The 20,860-nt window shown below is 72.5% G+C and carries 22 protein-coding genes; 5 read left to right on the plus strand and 17 right to left on the minus strand.

From position 1 onward, the window contains the following. Positions 1-252 precede the first annotated feature (252 nt). The 3 genes from UO65_RS16910 to UO65_RS37445 form a co-directional block, all read right to left on the minus strand. Positions 253-1,116: a PHP domain-containing protein gene (locus UO65_RS16910; protein WP_035283608.1), complete on the minus strand. Its 864-nt coding sequence runs from the start codon at positions 1,114-1,116 to the stop codon at positions 253-255. 971 nt (positions 1,117-2,087) lie between these two features. After that, a complete protein-coding gene (locus UO65_RS16915; protein ID WP_035283610.1) occupies positions 2,088-2,657 on the minus strand; it encodes a PH domain-containing protein in 570 nt (189 codons plus the stop codon). A gap of 17 nt (positions 2,658-2,674) precedes the next feature. Continuing rightward, positions 2,675-2,839, minus strand: a complete 165-nt coding sequence (locus tag UO65_RS37445) for a hypothetical protein (protein WP_181399842.1) — start codon at positions 2,837-2,839, stop codon at positions 2,675-2,677. 147 nt (positions 2,840-2,986) lie between these two features. Here UO65_RS37445 and UO65_RS16920 point away from each other — a divergent pair, with 147 nt between their 5' ends. After that, positions 2,987-3,409 (plus strand): NUDIX hydrolase, encoded by a 423-nt coding sequence (locus UO65_RS16920; protein ID WP_035283714.1) that lies wholly within the window; start codon positions 2,987-2,989, stop codon positions 3,407-3,409. Between the two features lie 14 nt (positions 3,410-3,423). Here the strand turns inward: UO65_RS16920 and UO65_RS16925 are convergent, their stop codons facing one another. Next, positions 3,424-4,536, minus strand: a complete 1,113-nt coding sequence (locus UO65_RS16925; protein ID WP_035283611.1) for a DUF2332 domain-containing protein — start codon at positions 4,534-4,536, stop codon at positions 3,424-3,426. A gap of 17 nt (positions 4,537-4,553) precedes the next feature. Next, the gene (locus UO65_RS16930; protein WP_035283613.1) at positions 4,554-5,057 is read right to left on the minus strand and encodes a MaoC family dehydratase; all 504 of its coding nucleotides are present in this window, start codon (positions 5,055-5,057) and stop codon (positions 4,554-4,556) included. Between the two features lie 427 nt (positions 5,058-5,484). Between UO65_RS16930 and corA the strand changes: the two genes are divergently transcribed. After that, positions 5,485-6,570: a magnesium/cobalt transporter CorA gene (corA, locus tag UO65_RS16935; protein WP_035283614.1), complete on the plus strand. Its 1,086-nt coding sequence runs from the start codon at positions 5,485-5,487 to the stop codon at positions 6,568-6,570. A 324-nt stretch (positions 6,571-6,894) separates the two neighbouring features. Here the strand turns inward: corA and UO65_RS16940 are convergent, their stop codons facing one another. From UO65_RS16940 to UO65_RS35900, 5 genes are all read right to left on the minus strand, one after another. After that, the gene (locus UO65_RS16940; RefSeq protein WP_035283616.1) at positions 6,895-7,734 is read right to left on the minus strand and encodes an ESX secretion-associated protein EspG; all 840 of its coding nucleotides are present in this window, start codon (positions 7,732-7,734) and stop codon (positions 6,895-6,897) included. 7 nt (positions 7,735-7,741) lie between these two features. After that, on the minus strand, positions 7,742-8,098 hold the full coding sequence (locus UO65_RS16945) for a hypothetical protein (RefSeq protein WP_035283618.1): 357 nt from the start codon (positions 8,096-8,098) through the stop codon (positions 7,742-7,744). Between the two features lie 16 nt (positions 8,099-8,114). Next, positions 8,115-9,731 carry a WXG100 family type VII secretion target gene (locus tag UO65_RS16950; RefSeq protein WP_035283621.1) on the minus strand — a complete coding sequence of 539 codons (1,617 nt, stop codon included), beginning with the start codon at positions 9,729-9,731 and terminating at the stop codon, positions 8,115-8,117. 151 nt (positions 9,732-9,882) lie between these two features. Beyond that, positions 9,883-10,758, minus strand: coding sequence for an ESX secretion-associated protein EspG (locus UO65_RS16955; RefSeq protein ID WP_035283623.1), 876 nt, complete (start codon positions 10,756-10,758; stop codon positions 9,883-9,885). Then, positions 10,758-11,531 carry a peroxidase family protein gene (locus UO65_RS35900; RefSeq protein WP_152552128.1) on the minus strand — a complete coding sequence of 258 codons (774 nt, stop codon included), beginning with the start codon at positions 11,529-11,531 and terminating at the stop codon, positions 10,758-10,760. The genes UO65_RS16955 and UO65_RS35900 overlap by 1 nt, the downstream gene beginning before the upstream one ends. Before the next feature lie 199 nt (positions 11,532-11,730). On the opposite strand from UO65_RS35900, the gene UO65_RS35905 reads away from it, so the two are divergent. Next, entirely contained in the window at positions 11,731-12,060 is a 330-nt protein-coding gene (locus UO65_RS35905; RefSeq protein WP_152552129.1) for a hypothetical protein, read from the plus strand. On the opposite strand, the gene UO65_RS16965 is transcribed toward UO65_RS35905, so the two are convergent. Continuing rightward, entirely contained in the window at positions 12,057-13,304 is a 1,248-nt protein-coding gene (locus UO65_RS16965) for a WXG100 family type VII secretion target (RefSeq protein ID WP_035283628.1), read from the minus strand. The two genes, UO65_RS35905 and UO65_RS16965, sit on opposite strands and share 4 nt — an antisense overlap. A gap of 205 nt (positions 13,305-13,509) precedes the next feature. Between UO65_RS16965 and UO65_RS16970 the strand changes: the two genes are divergently transcribed. Together UO65_RS16970 and UO65_RS16975 are read left to right on the plus strand one after the other, a co-directional pair. Then, the gene (locus tag UO65_RS16970) at positions 13,510-14,178 is read left to right on the plus strand and encodes a metallophosphoesterase family protein (protein ID WP_035283631.1); all 669 of its coding nucleotides are present in this window, start codon (positions 13,510-13,512) and stop codon (positions 14,176-14,178) included. After that, positions 14,168-15,007 carry a ParB N-terminal domain-containing protein gene (locus UO65_RS16975; RefSeq protein WP_035283634.1) on the plus strand — a complete coding sequence of 280 codons (840 nt, stop codon included), beginning with the start codon at positions 14,168-14,170 and terminating at the stop codon, positions 15,005-15,007. Before UO65_RS16970 ends, UO65_RS16975 begins: the two co-directional genes overlap by 11 nt. Positions 15,008-15,112: 105 nt before the next feature. Here UO65_RS16975 and UO65_RS16980 read toward each other — a convergent pair whose 3' ends face one another. The 6 genes from UO65_RS16980 to UO65_RS17005 all read right to left on the minus strand — a co-directional run bounded on the left by UO65_RS16980 (position 15,113) and on the right by UO65_RS17005 (position 20,517). Further along, the gene (locus UO65_RS16980; protein WP_035283637.1) at positions 15,113-15,475 is read right to left on the minus strand and encodes a peptidase inhibitor family I36 protein; all 363 of its coding nucleotides are present in this window, start codon (positions 15,473-15,475) and stop codon (positions 15,113-15,115) included. 107 nt (positions 15,476-15,582) lie between these two features. Then, positions 15,583-16,764: an ABC transporter ATP-binding protein gene (locus tag UO65_RS16985; protein ID WP_035283639.1), complete on the minus strand. Its 1,182-nt coding sequence runs from the start codon at positions 16,762-16,764 to the stop codon at positions 15,583-15,585. Positions 16,765-16,768: 4 nt separating this feature from the next. Next, positions 16,769-17,614: a carbohydrate ABC transporter permease gene (locus UO65_RS16990; RefSeq protein WP_035283641.1), complete on the minus strand. Its 846-nt coding sequence runs from the start codon at positions 17,612-17,614 to the stop codon at positions 16,769-16,771. Continuing rightward, the gene (locus UO65_RS16995) at positions 17,614-18,552 is read right to left on the minus strand and encodes a carbohydrate ABC transporter permease (RefSeq protein WP_035283644.1); all 939 of its coding nucleotides are present in this window, start codon (positions 18,550-18,552) and stop codon (positions 17,614-17,616) included. The genes UO65_RS16990 and UO65_RS16995 overlap by 1 nt, the downstream gene beginning before the upstream one ends. Then, positions 18,549-19,817 (minus strand): ABC transporter substrate-binding protein, encoded by a 1,269-nt coding sequence (locus tag UO65_RS17000; RefSeq protein WP_035283648.1) that lies wholly within the window; start codon positions 19,815-19,817, stop codon positions 18,549-18,551. Before UO65_RS17000 ends, UO65_RS16995 begins: the two co-directional genes overlap by 4 nt. A gap of 169 nt (positions 19,818-19,986) precedes the next feature. Then, on the minus strand, positions 19,987-20,517 hold the full coding sequence (locus UO65_RS17005; RefSeq protein WP_035283651.1) for a YflT domain-containing protein: 531 nt from the start codon (positions 20,515-20,517) through the stop codon (positions 19,987-19,989). Positions 20,518-20,860: the final 343 nt, after the last annotated feature.

Here is a 20,860-nt window from a genome sequence, read left to right on the forward strand (position 1 = left end):
GCACCGCAGGCACCGCAGGCACCGCAGGCACCGCAGGCACCGCAGGCACCGCAGGCACCGCAGGCACCGCAGGCACCGCAGGCACCGCAGGCACCGCAGGCACCGCAGGCACCGCAGGCACCGCAGGCACCGCAGGCACCGCAGGCACCGCAGGCACCGCAGGCACCGCAGGCACCGCAGGCACCGAGGATCGTGGCCCAGGAGGGGTGTCTGTGGTGCACGGGGGTGGCGGTGGAGGGAGTGCGGTGGGCATCAGCGGCCGTGGACCAGGGTGGCGCCGGTGGCTCGGGCGGCGATTTCGGTGAGCATCTCGGGGGCGGTGGTCTCGGCGCCGATGGGGGTGGTCTTGTTGGTGCCGTGGTAGTCGCTGGAGCCGGTGGTGAGGAGGTTGTGGCGGGTGGCGAGGGTGCGCAGGGCGGCGCGGGCTCTCCGGTCGTGGTCGGGGTGGTCGACCTCGAGGCCGTCCATGCCCGCTTCGGCCAGTTCGGCGATGACCGTGCCGTTGACGGTGGGGCCGCGGCGGTGGGCGAAGCCGTGGGCCAGGACGGTGACGCCGCCCGCCGATTTGATCATCTCGATGGCTTCGAGCACCGGGGTCCTGCGGCTGGGCACGTAGTACCCGTTGCGGCCGTGCAGCAGGGACGCGAAGGCCTCGGTGACCGAGGAGACGACGCCCGCGCGGACCAGGGCCTGGGCCAGGTGCGGGCGGCCCGCCGGGACGTCGTCGGGGAGGTCGGCCAGGAGGGTGTCGCCGTCGACCGGGTAGCCGTCGGCGGCCATGCGGTCGGCGATGGTGTGCAGGCGGGAGCGGCGTTCGGCCCTGGTGCGGGCGTACTCGGCGACCACGGTTTCGGCCTCGGGGTCGAACAGGTAGGCGAGCAGGTGCACCGTGCAGCGACCGCCGCGGCCGTCCGGGGATACGCAGGTCAGTTCAGCGCCGCGGACGAGGGTGAGGCCGGGTGGGAGGGCGGCTTCGGCGTCGGCCCAACCCGCGGTGGTGTCGTGGTCGGTGATGGCGACCGCGTCCAAACCCGCCCGCGCGGCGGCGGCGACGAGTTCGGCAGGGCTGTCCGTGCCGTCGGACGCGGTGGAGTGGCAGTGGAGGTCGATCCGCACGGGGCCAGTCTCGCCGATGGGGCGTCCTGTGGAGAAACCGGTGACCGAGCACATGCGCCGGGGACCGTGTTCGCGCTCACGGCGACGACGCGGCCGCGGTCGGAACACGCACCACGGGCCGGCGCCGACGACCACCGCCGGGGCGGGTCGGGCGCGGGAACACGCCCGCAGAATGTCGGGAACGAGCCGGACGCGGGCAGTGCGCCCGCAGAGCCACACCCGCGACCACCGCTGAGGGGCAGGGCAGACACGGGGAGCACACCCGCCGCCCCCGCAACCGCCACCGAGAGCAGGGCGAGTGCGAAAGCCTGCGAGCCCCACCACGGTCACCACCGAAAACAAGCCGGGTGCTGGGATCACGCCGCAGCCACCGCCGAGGGCAGGCCTGGCGCTGGGAGCAGACCCGCGAGGCCCCGGCCCCGTCTGCGACCAGCGCTGAGAGGCAGGACAAACGCGGGGAGCACGCCTGCCATCCCGCCACCGCCAAGGGCAAACCGGACACCGGCAGCACGCTCGCAAAACCCTGACCACGACCACCGCAGAGGGCAGAGCAGCTGACAAGGAACATGTCCGCCGCCCCGCAACCGCTGCCACCGCAGAAGGCGAAGAAAGTGTGGGAGCCCTCATCACCGAGGGCAGGCTGAGCACCGGGAACAGGGCAGAAGCCCCCGCTGGTAACCACCACCCAGGGCAGGGCACGTGCGGGCCCGCGTGCCGGTGGCCCGGGAGGATTTCGGGGAGCGAGCAGCAGCAAGGCGGCGCGCTGGTGCGCGCTTCGGCAGGCTGGATGTGTCCGCGCCTGGGAGGCCGGAGCGATCAGACCGGCACGGTTCCCGATGCGGGAACCGTGGGCGCCGTCCCGAATGATCCAGGGTCTTGGCCGTGAGCGCCGGGAACCGGCCGGAGGCGGGTCGAGGACGCTCGCGGAACCACCGCGACCCCGGTCGCGGGCGACCGGGGGTCGGGTGGGGTCAGGCGACCGGGTTCTTCTTTCGGCCGACCCGGGCCAGGCGCTGGGCCTTGATCATGGAGAAGCGCTCGGCCTGGGCCTTCTTGTCGCCGAACACCAGTTCGGAGATGGCGTCGTTGACCTGTTCCGGGCGGGGGAGGTAGTCGATCTGGTTGAGGGCCTGGATCTGGCCAGCGGACTCGACCACGATCGTGCCGTAGCCGAGGACGCGGCCGGGGACGGTGCGCTTGAAGGTGAGGTCGGTGACCTTGCCGATGGGCATCATCAGCACCCGGGTGGTGAAGACTCCCGTGGTCATCATGAAGCGTTTGTCCGTCACCACGATGCGCTCCACCCACCAGGAGATGACCTGGTAGGTGAAGCGCAGCAGCACCGCCAGTGCGACGTACCAGAGGATGTTCTGCACCAGCCACATGGACGGGGGCAGGATGTAGGAGATCATCACGCACACCGCGAGCAGCGCGACGGCCTCGAACACCTCCCAGGCCAGGCTGGCCCAGTGCCTGCGCACCCGGATGACCCGGCGTTCGGAGTCGAGCAGGTACTCGTCTGGGTCCCTGGGTGCGAACATACGTCGACTTTACCGCTCTAGCCCTGGAAAACGGTGCGGACGAAGGTGATCACTGCTTCGGCACCCTCGCGCAGTGTCTGGATGATGGAGTTGACGATCCCCGCCGACTGGACCGGCTGCGTGACGAGGAAGAAGATGAGCAACGCTGCCCCAGTCAAGATCAGAACCTTCTTGACGTTCACTGCGATCTACCCCGTTCCGTGTACGCACGCCGGATGGCGCCCCTGTTGAAAACCGTTGTACCGCATACGGCGGCGGATCGGGAGCCTAGTCAGGCGCTTGGGGCAACGCGCAGCGTCACACCCGGGGTGCAGCTACGCTCCGTGGCGGTGACGGCATTTCACGTTCCACGGATCAGGTGTGTGGGCGCACTGATCGGAGATGACCGGGGTAGGCTGCTGCTGGTGCGCCGGGGTCGCGAGCCCGGGCGCGGCCTGTGGTCGGTACCAGGTGGGAAGGTGGAGCCGGGGGAATCGGACGCGGAGGCGGTGGTTCGCGAGACCCGGGAGGAGACGGGGCTCGAGGTGGTGCCGGGGCGGCTCGTGGGGTCGGTGCTGCGAGAAGCCCCGAACGGCGTCTTCCACATCCACGACTACGCCTGCGTGGTGACTGGCGGTGATCTTCGGGCCGGTGACGACGCCGACGACGTCCAGTGGGTGAACCTTGCGATCTTCACCACATTGGATTGGGACAACCTGCTTGTGGAGCAGTTGGCGGACACGCTGCGTGGCTGGAACGTGTTGCCGCGTTGATCGGAAGCCGCCGGTCAGGCGAGCCAGGTCATCCGTTCGCCGTGCATGGCGGTTCGGGCGAGGGCGACGGCATTCGGGCGACCGGCCTCCCACGTGGTGAGGCCGAGGACGCCGAACGCGGGGGTGTCGGGGGCGGGCACGAGGTCGTCGCGGTCGGGCAGGACCTCGGCGAGGCCCGCCGCGTAGGGCTCCTGGCTGATCCACCAGAGCGGGCGGGTGGCGGCCAGCCGGGCCAGGGCGTCGACGAAGGCGGTGCGGTCGGCGGCGGGCAGGTGGGTGAGGACGTGGCTGGTGAGGACGACCAGCGGGGTGTCCTCGGGGATGCGGGCGGCGGCGGTGGCGAGGTCGGCGACGGCGTCGCCGGTGACGAACTCCGGGGGGTTCTTGTGCTGCACGGCGGCGGCGGTGCTGAACAGCCGCCTGCGCTCGGGTTGGTCGGCCCAGATGCAGGCTTCGAGCCAGGCGGCGGCGTCCTCGTCGGCGAGGTCGACCGGGGCCCGGTCGAGGCCGACCCTGGCGGCGACGGCGATCTTCTTGGGGATGACCGGCATGGTGGCGCCGGGGGCGAGTTCGAGGGCGCAGTGCAGGCCGAGGGCGGCCTTGGGCGGTCCGGCGGCGATCTGGCCCGCGGTGGCGGTCTGGTAGCGGTAGGCGTACCGGTCGAGGTTGAGCAGCAGGCCGCCGCTGCACCCGACCTCCAGCAGCCCCAGCGGGGCCTTGGCGCGCTTGGCGGCGAGGGCGACGGCCGGGTAGAGCAGGGCGGCGCGGCGGACCTCGTTGGTCTGGGTGGTGTGCCCGGCGACGAGGGCGCGGACCTTGTCGGCGCGGTCGAGCACGAACGAGCGCCACAGCGGCCAGGTGCCGGCGTCGAGGCCGTAGCTGCCGCCCAGGGAGGGGTAGTAGTTCACCAGCTCGTGGAAGGGCTCGGCCTGCAGGGCGCGGTGCGCGGCGGCCAGCAGCAGCGTGGGGTGCGGGTGGGGTCCGGTGGCGGCGGTGAGCAGGGCGGCGACGTCGGGGTCGTCGGCGGCCCGGGTGGCGAGGTGTTCGTAGAGCGGGGACTCCCCCGCGGCCTCGTGCCGGGCGAAGCGCCGCAACCGGGTCCTGATGTCGTCCAGGGGATCGGTCACGGCGCTTCCTCCGTCTGCTACGCCTTCGGTTCGGGGCGGCCCGGCTGTTCGCCGCCGCGGGCCTCGCCGTAGGACTGCTTGGGCACCATCACCTTGCGGCGGAAGATGCAAACTACCGTGCCGTCCTGCTTGTACCCGCGGGTCTCGACGTAGACCACGCCGCGGTCGTCCTTGGACTTGGACGGGGTCTTGTCGAGGACCTCGGTCTCACCGTAGATGGTGTCGCCGTGGAAGGTGGGCTTCACGTGCCGGAGGGACTCGATCTCCAGGTTGGCGATGGCCTTGCCGGAGACGTCGGGCACGGACATGCCCAGCAGCAGCGAGTAGATGTAGTTGCCCACGACGACGTTCTTGCCGAAGTCGGTGGTGTTCTCCGCGTAGTTGACGTCCATGTGCAGCGGGTGGTGGTTCATGGTGATCAGGCAGAACAGGTGGTCGTCGTACTCGGTGACCGTCTTGCCCGGCCAGTGCTTGTAGACCGCGCCGACCTCGAACTCCTCGTAGTACCGCCCGAACTGCACTGTTCCTCCAACTTGGGGTGGCCGGGCCACAAGTGACCGGCGGGTAACCGCACTGTGACCGCACCTCGCCCGGCGCGCAACCGGTGTGTGAGGGAGCGCATTCGGCGGCCGCCGGTGCACCGTTTTCCCGGCCCGACCTCGGTTCCGGCCCGCCGTGGAGTACTCTGGCACCCCGGTGGGCCCCACATGCGGTGGCGGCTGCCTCGGCCAGGGGAGGTGAGGACGCATGAGCGACCCGCATGGTCATGACAACGCGACCGGTTGCAGTAGTACCCGCGTCCCCTCCGAAGGTGTGCTCCGCTAAGGACTCCACCGCCGTTTCGGCAGGGACGCTCCGCTCCGGGGCGCCTGTCCGGGCTCCTCGGTTTCCGTAGCGTCGGACACCACCCAGCGGTTGACCGGGTGGTGTTGGCTGGAGGTCCCGTCGATGCCTTCCATTCCCTCGTTCAGCGGCCTGCGGGGCCGTGGTTCGAAGTCGCCCGCCCGCCCGGCCGCGCCGGTCGCGGTGCCGCTGTCGGCGTACGTGGTCGACTGCGCGGTGTACGTCGACGGGGAGCGGCTGCCCGGGCGGTGGACGCACGTGGCGGCCGTGGCCGAGGTGCGCAGGCGGGGCGAGGGGTTCGTCTGGATCGGGTTGCACGAGCCGGACGAGCGGCAGATCCAGGGCGTGGCGGAGACGTTCGGGTTGCACGAGCTGGCGGTGGAGGACGCGGTGCACGCGCACCAGCGGCCGAAGCTGGAGCGCTACGACGACAACCTGTTCATGGTGCTCAAGACGGTGCGGTACGTGGAGCACGAGTCGCCGACGTCGGCGAACGAGATCGTGGAGACCGGGGAGATCATGGTTTTCCTCGGGGCCGACTACGTCGTGACGGTGCGGCACGGGAAGCACTCGGCGCTGCACACGCTGCGCGAGGAGCTGGAGGCCTCGGCGGAGCGGATGCGCGGTGGGCCCGCCGCGGTGCTGCACGGCATCGCCGACCACGTGGTGGACACGTACCTGGCGGTGACCGAGGCGTTCGAGAACGACATCGACGAGATCGAGAAGGCGGTGTTCGCGCCGAGCAGCCCGGTCAGCGCCGAGCAGATGTACCTGATGAAGCGGGAGATCCTGGAGCTGCGCCGGGCGGTGATGCCGCTGGCGAACCCGTTGCGGCGCTTGGCGGAGGGGTGTTCGCCGCTGGTCCCGGAGCAGGTTCGGTCCTACTTCCGCGACGTGGACGATCACCTGACGACGGTGTCGGAGCGGGTGACCAGCTTCGACGAGCTGCTGACGACCCTGGTGGACGCGACGCTGGCGAAGATCTCGCTGCAGCAGAACGGCGACATGCGCAAGATCACGTCGTGGGCGGCGATCATCGCCATCCCCACCATGGGGGTCGGGGTCTACGGCATGAACTTCGACTACATGCCGGAGCTGCACTGGCGCTTCGGCTACCCGATGATCATGGGGATCATCTTCCTGGGCTGCCTGGTGCTGTACCGCATCTTCCGCAAGAACCGATGGCTCTAGCGGGGTCTTCCCCGCGCACCCGGACCCCGTTCACCCCTCGATGGGAGGTTGCCCCCAATGACCCGGTACCTGAGCAGTGCGAAGTTCTGGCTCCTCGCGGTGATCATCACCTGGATCACGGTGGTGACCGTGCTGATCTCGGAGAGCCCCGTCGGCGGCTGAGTCGGTGGACCCCGTCGACGTGGAGCGCGTGGCCCGGCTGGAGCAGGAGCGCTGGTCCACGGCTGCTCTGTCCACTCAGGACTCTATGGCTGCTCGGCCCGCGGACGCGCTCACCGCGGCGGTGTCGGACCGCGTGTCGCTCGCGCTGCTGCGGCAGGCGCGTCAGCGGGCGCGGGCGGCGAGGGAGCGCAGTTCGGCGCGCAGTTCGTCGACGCCGAGCGGGTTGACGCTCATCCAGTCGGGGTCCTCAGTCGCCAGGCGGTAGCGGCCGCGCGGGGTGTCGACCCAGCGCAGCTCCTCGCCGGTGCGGTGCCACTGGTCCTCGGTCTCGTCGCGGGAGGCGAGACCGGCTTGGCCGCTGCCGACGACGGGTTGCAGGGAGGCGACCATGCGGCGGGCGACGGTCTCGTCGATGCCGTGCTCGCGCAGGAGGGTGTCGAGTTCGTCCTGGGTCATCGGGCGGGGTTCGACATCGCCGTCCGGGTCGTCCGGGTCGTCGGGCAGGCGGGTGAGCATCACCTCGAACGCCGACCGCAGGGCGCGCTTGGGCAGGGTGAACGGCGCCGTGCGGGGGGCTTCCGCGCGCGGCACCAGGTGCGCGACCCGGCTGACCGCCTCGTCGACGGAGGCGGCGTGCATCCGCACCACGCCGAACGGTTCGGCCTCGTCCTGGGTGACCAGCAGCGCCTCGTCCTTGGCGACGAGCACGGCCACCCCGAGCCTGCCCAGGTCCTCCCGGTCGACCACCAGGTCCAGGACCCCGGTGCAGGCGCGCAGCAGGTAGACGAACTCCTCGGCCACGCCGAGCGGGCCCCGCTCGTCGGCGAGGTCCCGCTCGATCAGGGTGACCGCGGCGCCGTGGAACAGCACGTCGCGCTCCTCGCGCGAGGCGGCGGCGCTGGGCAGTTCCAGCGGGAACGGCGCGGCCACCTCGGCGAAGGCGCACAGCAGGTCGACCTCGACCGGGTGCAGGGCGACGCCCGCCCGCGTGTGCAGCTCCATCGGGTGGTCAGGACCCGTTGCGGAAGCGGGTGGCGGAGCTGTCGTCGCTCTGGGCGTAGTTGGCGGCCGACTTCTCCGCGCTGGCCACGAACTCCTCCATCCGCTTGAGGGCGCCCTCGAGCTGCCCGCGCAGGCCGGTCTCGCCACCGAGGCGCTCGGTGAACTTCTCCGCCAGTTCCTGCCCGACCGGGCTGGTGCCCAGCATCGGCAGGTACGCGGGGGTGGCCAGCTCGGCCACGTCGGCGAAGATGGCGTCGAGGTCGGCGCGCACCTCCTCGACGGCGGCGGCGAACTCGCGGATCTGCGCGGGTTCCACCTGCCACCCGTCGGCTCCGGTGACGGCGTTGGGGTCGTCGACGTACACGGGGCCCTCCCTTTCCCTACAGGCCGATGACCGGCGGCGCGGACTTCATGTCGGACGTGGTGAACGGGTCTTCCTCGATCGGGACGCGCCTGCGGTGCTCCCCGTCCTCCTCGCGGTCGCGGGCGGACCCGCCCGCTCCGGTGCCGTAGCCGGACCCGGCGCGGCCGTGCTCCTCGGCGAACCCGGTGGCCCGCCCGAAGCGGCCGGGCCTGCCGTTGCGGTGCGCCTCGTCCTCCGGGAGCACGGTGGCGCCGCGGGCACCGCCGCGGCCGCCCCGGCGGTTCTCCTCGTCCTCGGGGAGCAGCGACCCGCCGCGGGCGCCGACCCGGCCGGTGCGGCGGCGCTCCTCCTCGTCGGGCAGCAGGGTGCCGCCGCGCAGGCCCGCGCGGTTCTTGCGGCGGGTCTCCTCGTCGTCGTCGAACAGGCCGCCGCCGCGACCGGTGCCCCGGCCCGCGCCGACGCCACCCCGGCCGCCGCGACCGGTGGTCGCGCCCGCCCGGCCGCCGCCGCCCGCACCGGGGGCGCCGGTGACCGGGCGCCCACCCCGGCCGGTGCCCGTGCCCGGGGTGCCGCGGCCGACGCCGACGCCACCGCCCTTGGCGCCACCGGTGCCGCGCGGGAGCCCGCCGACGGGGACGCCGCCGGGGCGCAGGCCACCGATGCCGCCGATCCCGCCGATCCCGCCGACGCCCGGACCGGAGCCCGCGCCGCCGGGGGCGCCGGTGCCGTTCCCGACGCCGGTGAGGCCCTTCCAGCGGCCTTCCCAGCCGCTGTTGAAGCTCGGCACGAATGAGGGGGTGGTGTTGAAGCCGGGGCCACCGCCGTAGACGGGGGCCGGACCGGCCGCGGGCGGGGTGTACGACGGGTTGCCGGGGACGGTGACGCCCGGGCCGGGGACGCCGGTGACCGGGGGCGCGGTCCACGCGGGGGTGGTGCCCGGGTTGATGCCGGTGGTCGGGGTGCCGAAGCGCGGGGTGGTGCCGTCGATGCCGAGGACGGCGGTCTCGAACCGCTGCATCGTCTGCACGGCCTTGCGCTTCATCTTCTTCTTGTTGCTGCCGAAGCCGAACGCGCTGGCGATGCCGCCGATGGCCGCGCCGAACGCGGCGCCGATCGGGCCGCCGATGGCCATGCCCGCCGCGGCGCCGCCGCCCGCGGTGGCCAGCCACGGGCTCGACGGGTTGCCGCCGGGCATGGTGCTCTGCGCCGAGCGCAGCGCGCCGCCCGCGTCCTCGACCGGCTTGGCGATCTGCTGGGCGGTGGCGCCCAGCTCGGCGACCCAGGCGGCGTTGCGGACGACGGTGTGCGCGGCCTGTTCGGAGGCGCCGCCGGACCAGAACTGCATCAGCCTGCCCAGCGACCGCGACAGGTCCTGGGAGGCGGTGGCGACCTTGGTGCCGTGCTGGGTCCACTGGTCGGCCAGCATCTCGAGCTGGGCGGCGTTGGCGTTGTCGCCGACCATGCGCTGCAACGACTTGAGGGAGTAACCGTTCCAGTCGACGCCGCCGGTGACGTACTGGTCGTCGTCCTCGCGGCGGCGCCTGCGCTCGTCCTCGGCGGAGCGGCGCGCGGCGGCGGCCGCGGCGACCAGCTCGGACATCCGCCCGGCGAGCTGCTCAAGGTTGGCGATCATCCCCGCGCCCCTCCCTCGGCCCGGGGTCCCCGGACCGGGTAGCGATTACCCAGGTGCTGTACATGCTCGTTTCCGACTGTCACGGTATCGGATGGGACCGACGATCCGGGAGATCCGCACACCCCTACCGCGCCGAGCGGACGGTGGGCGGTCACCGGTACCACAGCTCCCCGGCCAGGTCGCGCAGCGCGGCCACCAGCTCGTCGCCGGAGAACGGGTTGACGCTCATCCAGTCCGACCCCGGGTCGCCGCCGAGGCGGAACCGGCCGCGGGCGGTGTCGAGCCAGCGCAGCTCCGGGCCCGAGCGCTCCCAGGTGTCGGCGTAGCCGCCGCGGAAGGCCACCCCGGCCTGGCCGTTGCCCAGCACCGGTTGCAGGTGGGTGGTGAGCCTGCGCGCGGACTGCTCGTCGATGCCGTGCTCGGCCAGCAGGCGGTCCAGCCCGTCGGCGCCGAGCTGCCGCGGCCGACCGCCCCCGGGCGGCGCGGCGGCCGCCTGGATGGCCCGGTGCGCGGCGTCGAGCGCCCGCCGGGACAGGGTGAACGGCGCCGCCAGGGCGGCCGGGTGCGCGGGGACCAGGTCCGGCACGTGGTCGACGACCTCACGGGTGGGCAGCGCCAGCAGGTGCACCCGACCGCCGGGGCCGCGCACGTCCTGGGTGACCAGCAGCGCTTCCTCGCGCTGGGCGAGCACCAGCACCCCGAGCGCCCCACCGCGGCGGGCGACGAGCAGGTCGAACGCGCCGACGCCCTCGCGCAGCAGGTGCACCAGGTCGGCGGCCACCCCGCGCGGGCCGCGGTGGTCGGCCAGGCCCTGCCCGGCCAGCCGCGCCCTGGCCGAGGCGAACAGCTCCCGGCGCTGCGCGGCGGTGGTGCCGCGCGGGGTGAGCTTCAGCGGGAACGGCGGGGTGACCTCGGCGAAGGTGCACAGCAGGTCGACCTCGGTCGCCTCCAGCCAGGCGCCGCCCGGCCCGTCGTCGGTGCTCCAGTGCGCGTCGGGGTCGATGCCCAGGTTCAGCCCGGAATCCATCAGCCCGCCGTCCGCTGCTCGGCCTGCCCGATGGCGTCCCGGGCGATCTCCTCGGACTCGCGGTAGCCGTCGCGGACCTTCTCCGCGCTCTCGATGAACCGGTCCATCCGGCGCATGGCCTCGGCGAGCAGGCCGCGCAGGCCGGTGTCGCCGTTGAGCCGGTCGTCGAACTTGCGGGCCAACTGCCTGCCGACCGGGCTGGTGCCCAACTGCGGGGTGTAGTCCTCGCCCTGCATCCGCTCGACCCGGGTCTGCACCGCGGCCAGGCCGAACCGGGCCGCGGTGCAGGCCACGCTGAACCCGGCCAGCTTGGCCGGGTCGACGTCCCAGTAGCCCTTGGACTGCGGCGGCGGCTGGTCGGCCGGGGTGCCGGAAGTGCCATCCGGGGCGCCGATGTAGGTGGTGGGGGCGTCGTCGGGCCTGCCGGGGTGGCCGGGGCCGCCGCCTGCGGCAGCGCCGTCCCCGGCAGCGCCATCTCCGGCAGCGCCATCTCCGGCGGTGCCGTCCCCGGGGTGGGTGGCGTCGGTGTTGTCGGAACCGCTGTTCGGGTTGCCGCTGCCGGGGCTGCCCGCGGCGGGGGCGCCGGTACCGGGGTCGGGATCACCGGCGGCGGAGCCGGGACCGGTCGGGTCGGGCTTCTGCACGTCCGGGGCCGGGGCGCCGGTGCCCTCGGCCGGGGGCCCGGCGGGCTGCCCCTGCTCGGGTGCGGGACCACCCGCGGCGGGTGGCGGAACCGCGACCGCGGGCGCCGACGACGCGGGCGGCGCGGACACCGGCGCAGTGGGCTGCCCGGGAACGGGTTGGGCGGGAACAGGCCCCGGCACGGGCGTGCCCGGGTCGACCGGGCCGGGCGTGGCGGAGCCGACCGGGACCGGCGTGCCCGGGCCAACCGGAGCAGGTGTGGCGGAATCGACCGGGACCGGCGTGCCCGGGCCAACCGGGCCAGGCGTGGCGGAGTCGACCGGAACCGGCGTGCCCGGGCCGACCAGGCCGGGCGTGGTGGCGTCGACCGGGGCCGGTGTGATCGAGTCCGCCGGGGCCGGTGCCGCTGGACCCGGCCCCGGCACCTGTGTGGCGGGTGGACCCGGTTCCGGCACCGGCATGGCGGGCGGACCCGGTTCCGGCGCGGGCGTGGTGGGCGGGCCCGCATCGGGCACCGGCATCGGCGGCGGGGTGCCGTCCCCGCCCTGGGCCGCCGCCGGGGTCGCCAGGTCACCGGTGAAAGCGCCGTCGGTCACGACCCCGTCGGCGGCCGGGAACGCGTTCTGCTCCTGCATGGTGGTGCTGTCCCCTGCCCTCTAGAGTCCGATTACCGGCGGTGAGGCCTTCTTGTCGGTGAGCAAGAACGAGTCGTCGTCACCGAACGGGTAGCGCCTGCGGTGCTCGCCCTCACCACCGCCCTGCCCTCCCACCACGCCGCCGCCCATGGGCATCCCACCCATCCCGCCCAGGGCACCGCCCGCGTGCGCGCCCGCACCGGCGTTCGCGGCGGCGGGGGCGCCGACGACCCCACCGTTGCGGAAACCGCCGGACGGCACCGCCTCCGTCGCCCCGACGCCGGGGGACGGGGCCACCGGGGGGCGCGGCGTCCCCGGGCCGTCGCTGTCCTGCCCGACCGGGCCGGGGTGACCGCCGAACGATCCACCGCCGCCGCCACCCCCGCCGCCGCTGTGGGCGGGAGTGCGGTCGTTGGTGCTGGTGCCCGGCGTGCAGGTGTCGGTGTAGCCCGCGGCGGAGGTGCTCGACGGTCCGCCGGTGAGGTCGTTCCAGCGGGCGGTCGGGTCGGTGGGGATGGCGGGCGGGACCGTCGGCCCGATCGGCACCTGCTCCTGGGGAACGGATTCGGTGCGTGGGCGCAGTGCGCTGCCGCGCTCCTCGAACTGCGGGGTGGCCTGGTCGATGCCGATGGCCGCGCCCTCGAACCGGCGCATCGCCTCCACCGCCACGGCCTTGAGGTTCGCCTGCTCCTGCTCGGCGGTGAACGCGCTCTCGGTGCCGGAGGCGACCCCGCTGACGGCGGCGGCGAGCGGACCCCCCGCCTGCTCGGCCAGCGCGGCGCTGTCGGCGGCCAGGGCGGGCGGCACGGCCGGGGTCTGCGGTAGCTGCGGCATGGCGTCCTGGGCGGCCTTGAGCGCGCCCGCGGCCTCCTGCACCGGGTCGCCGATCCGGTAGGCGGTCTCACCGAGGTCCGACACCCACTGGGCGTTGAGGGCGACGTCGGCGCGGGCCTGCTCGGCGGCGGCGCCGGACCAGTACTGCATCAGGTCCTCGAGGGCGGTGCTGAGCACGTCGGAGGCGTCGACGACCTCGTTGCCCGCGGCCCGCCAGTCGTCGGCGAGGCGTTCGAGCTGCGGGACGCTCGCCTTGTCGGCGACCATCGCCACCAGCTCGGCCAGGCTGAAGCTCTCCCAGGGCGTGCCGCCGGTGACGTAGACGTCGTCGGTGGGCGGCAGCGTCCCCGCGGGAACACCGCCGGTGGTGTCGGGTGTGCTGTCGGTGGTGCCTGCCGCGCCCTTCGCGGCGTCGTCGGCCTGCCCTGTTGCCATCGCACGAACTCCCCTCGGCGGTGTGGCCGCACCGCCGCTCCCCGTGGACCTCATGACGCGCGGACACCCCTGGGGCGCCCCCGAACGCTCGTTTCCGACCATCAAACTAGCGGGTTGGACGGACTCCGGGCACAAACCGTTCCCTTCCGCGCACGCGCTGCCCGCCGCGCCGCCATCGATACCCGATCGGACGTACCCTCGGGAAGTGCCCAGGGTGCTCGCGGTGTCCGACGAGATCGTCGCAGGGCTGTGGACCGCCGAGGTCCGCAGGCACGACGTCGACCTCGTGCTCGCCGCGGGCGACCTGCCGTTCGACTACCTGGAGTTCCTCTCCGACGCGCTGGACCGGCCGTGCGTGTTCGTCCCGGGCAACCACGACGCCGACCTGGGCGGCTACGTCCACTCCTCGGGCCTGTGGACGCGCGACGGGCTGCCCGCCCGCTACCCCGGTCCGGAGGGCGCGGTGAACGCCGACGGCCGGGTGGTGGACGTCGCCGGGCTGCGCATCGCCGGGCTCGGCGGGTCCATCCGCTACAACGGCGGACCCAACCAGTGGACCGAGCGGCAGATGGCACGCCGCTCCCGCCGGGTGCGCAGGCGGGCCCGGCTGCGCGGGCTGCGCGACGGCCGACCGGTCGACGTCCTGCTCACCCACTCCCCGCCCCGCGGCTGCGGCGACCGCGACGATCCGCCGCACCGGGGGTTCGCGTGCCTGCACGACGCGGTGCGGGTGCTGCGGCCGGGGCTGCTGGTGCACGGGCACATCCACCCGCACGGTGAGCCGGTGCCGGACCGGGACCTGGGCGGCACCCGCGTCGTCAACACCGTGGGGTACCGGATACTGGACATCCCGGAGGGCCGACATGCCGCGTGACACCGGCTTCCCGACCGCCGACGCGGAGAACGACTTCCTGCGCATGCGCAGGCGCCAGGTGCTCTCCCGCTTGGGCGCCTGGCTGCGCCGGGAGCCCGACGACGTGAACATCATGCTTCCCTTCGAGGAGGTGGTGGCCGCGCTCGGCCGCGTCGGCGAGCGCAGGTTGGGCCTGCAGGTCGTCCGGCTCGACTCGATCATCGGCTCGGTGGACCGCACCCGGGACTTCGACCGCCGGTTCCGGCCGACCTCGGGCACGTCGCGGCAGCGGTGGGAGCGGCTGGCCCTGGCCCGGCGCCGGGGCGAGTCGACCCCGCCGATCGACGTCTTCCGCGTCGGCGACCTGCACTTCGTGGTCGACGGGCACCACCGGGTGTCGGTGGCGCACGCCCTCGGCCTGACCACGATCGACGCGTACGTGACCGAGATCGTCACCCGCGTCTCCGCCGCGGGCATCCGGTACCGGGGCGACCTGATCGTCAAGGACTACCGGCGCATCTTCCTCGACCGGGTGCCGCTGGACGGGGAAGCCCGGGCCGCCGTCAACCTGACCGACGGCTGGGACTACGCCGAGCTGTCGGAGGCCGTGGAGGCGTGGGGGTACCGGCTGATGCAGGACGAGCGGGTGTTCCTGGACCGGGCGACGGTGGCGCGGCGGTGGTACGAGGAGGAGTTCGTACCGGTGGTGACCATGGTGCGGCAGGCCGGGTTGATCACCACGCAGACCGAGGCCGAGGCCTACCTGTGGGTGATCTGCGAGCGGTACCGGCTGATCCGCTCGCACACGTGGAACGACGAGGTGCTCACCTCCCTGCGGGCTCGGGTCTGATCGCGCGGTGGCGCATCACCACGCGGGTGCGACCCGACCCGACAGCGTCTCCTGTGGACACACCCCGCCGAACCGCGCCCGGGCGGGAAGGCTGGGCCGCCCGCCTCACCAGACCTGGAAGGCGCGCACCACGTATGGGGCCTCCGGCACGAAGGTCCCCCCTCCCGGATAGGTGTCGAACTCGCCCTCCGTGGCGCACTCCCGGCTCTGGTACACCGTGACCTGCCTGCTGAGCAGGTTGGCGAAGGACCTGGCGGCCACGTCCGGCGGGAGCGGGGTGCACTGGCCGACCGTGGTGTCGGCGAGGGTGGCGCGGTGCAGCGCGCCCGCGTGGTCGGCCTCGACCCACAGGCACAGCTCGCCGCGTTCGCACCCGACTCCCGAGGCGGCGGTGGCGACGGTGGCCCCGCCGAGCGCGGTCAGGACGGCCAGGAGGGCGATGACGGCGGCGCGGATGCGGTTCTGCATGGCTGAAACCCCTTGTCCCCGGGCCGCCCCGCTGGTCGGGGCGGCTCCGGGGACAAGGATCGGTCAGTTCCGGATTTCCGGCAAAAAGTTGTCCACAGGGGCTTGACTCAGTCCGCGTAGGTCAGGTTCCGGCCGTCCCCGGGGTCGAACACCTGCAGCTTGTCGGCGTCGAACCACACCTGCGCCTCGGCGCCCTCGGCCGCGCCCGACGCGGCCGACAGGCGGGTCACGATCTGCGAGCCCGCGTCGCCGGTGTCGTGCGAGCCCGCGTCGGCGGCCAACTCGTCCAGCTCCGCCGAGGTCGCCGCGTCGCCCTCCAGGGTGAAGTAGGCGTACTTGTCCGACCCCATCGACTCCAGCACCTCCACCGTGGCGGTGAAGGTGCCGCCCCTGCTGCGCTCGGTGTCGTCGAGCAGGGTGGCGTCCTCGAAGTGCTCCGGGCGCAGGCCGATGATCACCTCGCGGGGGGCGTTCGCCGCCTCGACCAGGCCGCGGACGCGGTCGGTCAGCGGGAAGGCGCCCAGCGGGGTGTTGACCTCGCCGTTCTCCAGGGTGGCGGGCAGGAAGTTCATCGACGGGGAGCCGATGAAGCCCGCCACGAACAGGTTCTTGGGCTGCTCGTAGAGGGACTGCGGGGAACCGATCTGCTGCACCAGCCCGCCGCGCATGACCACGACCCGGTCGCCGAGGGTCATGGCCTCGGTCTGGTCGTGGGTGACGTACACCGTGGTGGTGCCCAGGCGGCGCTGCAGCTTCGACACCGAGGTGCGCATCTGCACGCGGAGCTTGGCGTCCAGGTTGGACAGCGGCTCGTCCATCAGGAACGCCTTGGGGTTGCGCACGATCGCCCGCCCCATCGCGACCCGCTGGCGCTGGCCACCGGAGAGGTTGCCCGGCTTGCGGTCGAGGTGCTGGGTCAGGTCGAGGACCTTGGCGGCCTCCTCGACCTTCTTGGTGACCGTGGCGTTGTCGACCTTGGCCAGGCGCAGCGGGAACGCCATGTTCTCCCGGACGCTCATGTGCGGGTACAGCGCGTAAGACTGGAACACCATGGCGATGTCGCGGTCCTTGGGGGCGCGTTCGTTGACCCGCTGCCCGTCGATGCGCAGCTCGCCCTCGGTGATGTCCTCCAGGCCCGCGATCATGTTGAGGGTGGTGGACTTCCCGCACCCGGACGGGCCGACGAGGATGATGAACTCCCCGTCGGCGATGGTGATGTCCACGTCGGACACCGCGAGGGCGCCGTCCGGGTAGCGCTTGGTGACCTTGTCCAGAACGATCTCTGCCATCAGCTCAGCCCTTCACGGCGCCGGAGGTGAGCCCCGCGACGATGCGGCGCTGGAAGAACAACACGAACAGGATGATCGGGACGGTGATCACGACGGCGGCCGCCGAGATGGTCCCGGTGGGGTCCTCGAACTGCGAGGACCCGGTGAAGAACGACAGTGCCGCTGGCACGGTGCGCGACGCCTCCGTCGAGGTCAGCGAGATGGCGAACAGGAAGTCGTTCCAGCAGAAGATGAACACCAGGATGGCCGTGGTGAACACGCCGGGCGCGGCCAGCGGGGCGATGACCCGGCGGAACGCCTGGGCCGGGGTGGCGCCGTCCATCTTCGCGGCCTTCTCCAGCTCCCACGGGATCTCGCGGAAGAACGCCGACAGGGTGTAGATCGCCAGCGGCAGCGCGAAGGTGATGTAGGGCAGGATCAGGCCGGGCCAGGTGTCGAACAGCCCCAGCGAGCGCTCCATCTCGAACAGCGGCGAGACCAGCGACACCTGCGGGAACATGGCGATCAGCAGCGACACCCCGACCAGGACCTGCTTGCCGGGGAAGTCGAGCCGGGCGATGGCGTAGGCGGCCATGGTGCCCAGCACCACCGCGATCACCGTGGCGATGATCGCGATGCCGATGGAGTTGACCAGCGCCCGCAGGAACTCGCTGGTGCGGAAGATGTCGACGTAGTTCTGCAGCGTCCACGACCGGGGGATGAAGTTCCCGTCGGCGATGGTCTCCTTCGACTTCAGCGACAGCGACACGATCCACAGCACCGGCACCAGCGCGTAGACCACCACGACGAAGTCGAGCAGCGCCCAGCGGGCCCTGGCGCCGTTCTTGGAGGTGGCTCCGATGAGGGCCATCAGCGCTTCCCCCCGTTGTCGCTGCCCGGCGCGGACGTGCCGAACACCTTGATGAACACGAACGCGATGACGGCGACCGCGATGAAGATCAGCACCGACATGGTGGAGCCGATGCCCAGGTTCAACCCCTTGATGAGGTTGTTGTACGTCTGCATGGACACCGACCCGGTCTGCTGCGCGCCGTTGGTGAGCACGAAGATGTTGTCGAAGATGCGGAACGCGTCCAGGGTGCGGAACAGCAGCGCCACCAGGATCGCGGGCTTCATGACCGGCAGCATCACCTTGGTGAACCGCTGCCAGGCGGTCGCGCCGTCCATCGACGCGGCCTTGAGCAGGTCGTCCGGGACCAGGGCCAGCCCGGCCATCAGCAGCAGCGCCATGAACGGCACCGTCTTCCACACCTCGGCGAGGGTGATGATGGCCAGCGCGGGCACCCGCTGGGTGAGCAGGTCGGAGTCGGAGGCGAACAACTGCGCCAGGTAGCCGGTGTCCTTGGTCCAGGCGTAGCGCCAGGAGAACGCGGCCACGACGGTGACGATGCCGTACGGGATCAGCGCGACCGTGCGGACCAGGCCGCGGGCCACCAGCGTGCGGTGCATGATCAGGGCCAGGGCCATGCCCAGGACCAGTTCGATGACCACCGACACGACCGTGATCAGCGCGGTGACGCCGAACGCGGTCCACCAGTAGGAGTTGCCCAGCACGGTCGCGTAGTTCTCGAACCAGATGAACTCGCGCTGGTCCGGGAACCGCAGGTCGTAGCGCTGCAGCGACAGCCACAGCGAGTACAGCACCGGGTAGCCGGTGACGGCGACCATCACCAGCGCGGCGGGGGCGCACAGCATCAGCCCGAGCTTGCGCTCGGCCCGCTTGCCCTCGCTGAGCGCCTTCTTGCCCTTCTTCGCCGGGGCGGCCGGTTCCTCGATCGCGTGGCTCACGGCAGCACTCCCTTGGAGTCGAGGGCGTCCTGCAGTTCCTCGCGCAGCCGCTGCGCGGTGGCCTGCGGGTCGATGGACGAGGGCGGGGAGAGGATGGTGGAGATCAGCGTGGACACGTTCTGGTAGGCCGGGGTGATCGGCCGCGGCGACGGCTTCTTCAGCTCGGCGAGGATGGTGTCGCGCATCGGGTACGGCTCGGCCATCTCCGGGTCGTCGTAGACCGACTCGATGGTGGGCGGGACACCGGAGTTGATCGCGGAGTACTTCTGGTGCTCGGCGCTGCGCAGGCACTTGACCGCCTCGAAGGCCTCCGGCTTGTGCCGGGAGTACTCGCTGACGGCCAGGTTGAACCCGCCGATGGTGGCGGTGCCGGTCTTGTCGGCGTCGACCGCGGGGTAGGGGGCCCACTTGAAGTGCTTGGCCAGTTCCGGGTTCGCCTTGCCCATGGCCGCGTACACGTAGGGCCAGTTGAGCATGAACGCCGAGGTGCCCTTCTCGTACTCCAGGCGGATCGGGTCCTCCTTGGCGTTGGACAGCGAGGCGCTGGCCACCGGGGAGGTCGCCAGGTCCTTGAGCGCCTGCAACGCCTTGACCGCGCCGTCGTCGACGACGGCCCTGGTGCTGTCGTCGGAGAGGATCTTGCCGCCCGCGCCGCCGACGAGGGTGTTGAACTGGACCACCAGGCCCTCGTACTGGGCGCCGGTCAGCAGGACCGCGCTGGGCTTGTCCTCCGCCTTGAGCTTCTCGGCGGTGGACAGCATCTCCGACCACGACTTCGGCGGGGTGGGCACCACGTCGTCGCGGTACCACAGCAGTTGCACGTTGGTGTTCTTCGGCGCGGCGTAGAGCTTGTCCTTCCACCGCGCGGTCTCCAGCGGGCCTGCGAGCGTGCCCCGCTCCACATCGGACTTGTCCGCGCCGGTCCACTCGGCGATCCAGCCCGCCTCGGCGAACTCGGCCACCCAGGTGACGTCGAGGCCGAGCACGTCCATGTCGGTGTCGCCCGCGGCGAGGCGGCGCACCATCTGCTCGCGCTGGCCGTCGGCCTCGCGCGGCAGGGTGTTGAGCGCGATCGTGTAGCGCCCGCCCGCCGCCTGGTTGCACATGGCGACGACCTGGTCGAAGTTCTCCTCGGTCGAGTAGTAGACGTTCACGACGGTGCCCCCGCCGTCGGACCCGCACGCCGCCACTGCCGGGGACGCGACCAAGGCGGCGCTGAGCACCGCGATGAGGCGTCGTCCGCGGCGGCCGGGAATTCGATTCACCGTGCCCCTCCATTCCGACGGGCACGACGGGGGGAGGCCGCGCCGCGGATCAGGGCGACCCAGCACCTCGCCGTGCCACCGGCACGCGATCAGCGGTCGTCGCCCCGCGCACCGGGTGTGCTGAACGTAGGCCCGGTGATCACCGCCCGCAATTCGGTGGGCGAACGGCCTAGCCGATGCCCCCGCCCGGCCCCATCGCCAGCTTGGCCAGCAGGTCGCGGCCCCGCTCGGCGTTGCGCGGCTGGGCGAGCACGTCGTAGCGGCCCGCGACGAGCTGGGTGGCGCTGGTGATCTCCCGCCCGCCGCGGCCGCGGGCGGTGGCGAACCCGACGGCGGCGAAGACGGTGCCGAACACCACCCCGGCCACCAGGCCGACGAGGATCGGCGCGAAGGACGCCTGCTGCTGGTTGAACAGGCCCAGCAGCAGCCCGACGAACAGGCCGAACCAGGCGCCGGACAGCGCGCCGGTGCCGAGCACCTTGGGCCAGCTCAGCCTGCCGATGACCCGCTCGACGAGCATCAGGTCGACCCCCACGATGGTCACCTCCTCGACCGGGAACTCACTGGTCGCCAGGTGCTGCACCGCGCGGTGGGCCTCCTGGTAGGTGTCGTAGGAGCCGATCGGCCACCCGCTCGGCGGGGTCGGGACCTTGGGAAGACCCTGGTTCGCTCGTCCAGGGCCGGAGAACGCACCGGTCATGCCCCCAGTCTGCCAAGCCGGGATGAACGGTGCGAACCCGACAGCCGCGCTCTCAGCGGATACCCGCCCCGCTCCCCCACCCCGACCCGCCCTCCCGCCGATCCCGCGATCCACCCCGCCGCTCCGCCCCCCGATGCACCCCGCCGCCGCGCCCGAACCCCCACCAGTCGGAGCCCGCCCGCCCTGGGGGCTGACCGCCCTTTCCAGCGTATCGACCCCTGACCAGGGCAAACAAGGCCGCTCGCTGGCCTGTGGACAACTCAGGGGGTTGTGGATGGACGTTTGCGGAGGCCGCCCACGACCAGCAGAGTGGACCCCGGGAGCAGACGGCGGCAGGCCACAA

This window comes from Actinokineospora spheciospongiae (assembly GCF_000564855.1).
Classification (GTDB): Bacteria; Actinomycetota; Actinomycetes; order Mycobacteriales; family Pseudonocardiaceae; genus Actinokineospora; species Actinokineospora spheciospongiae.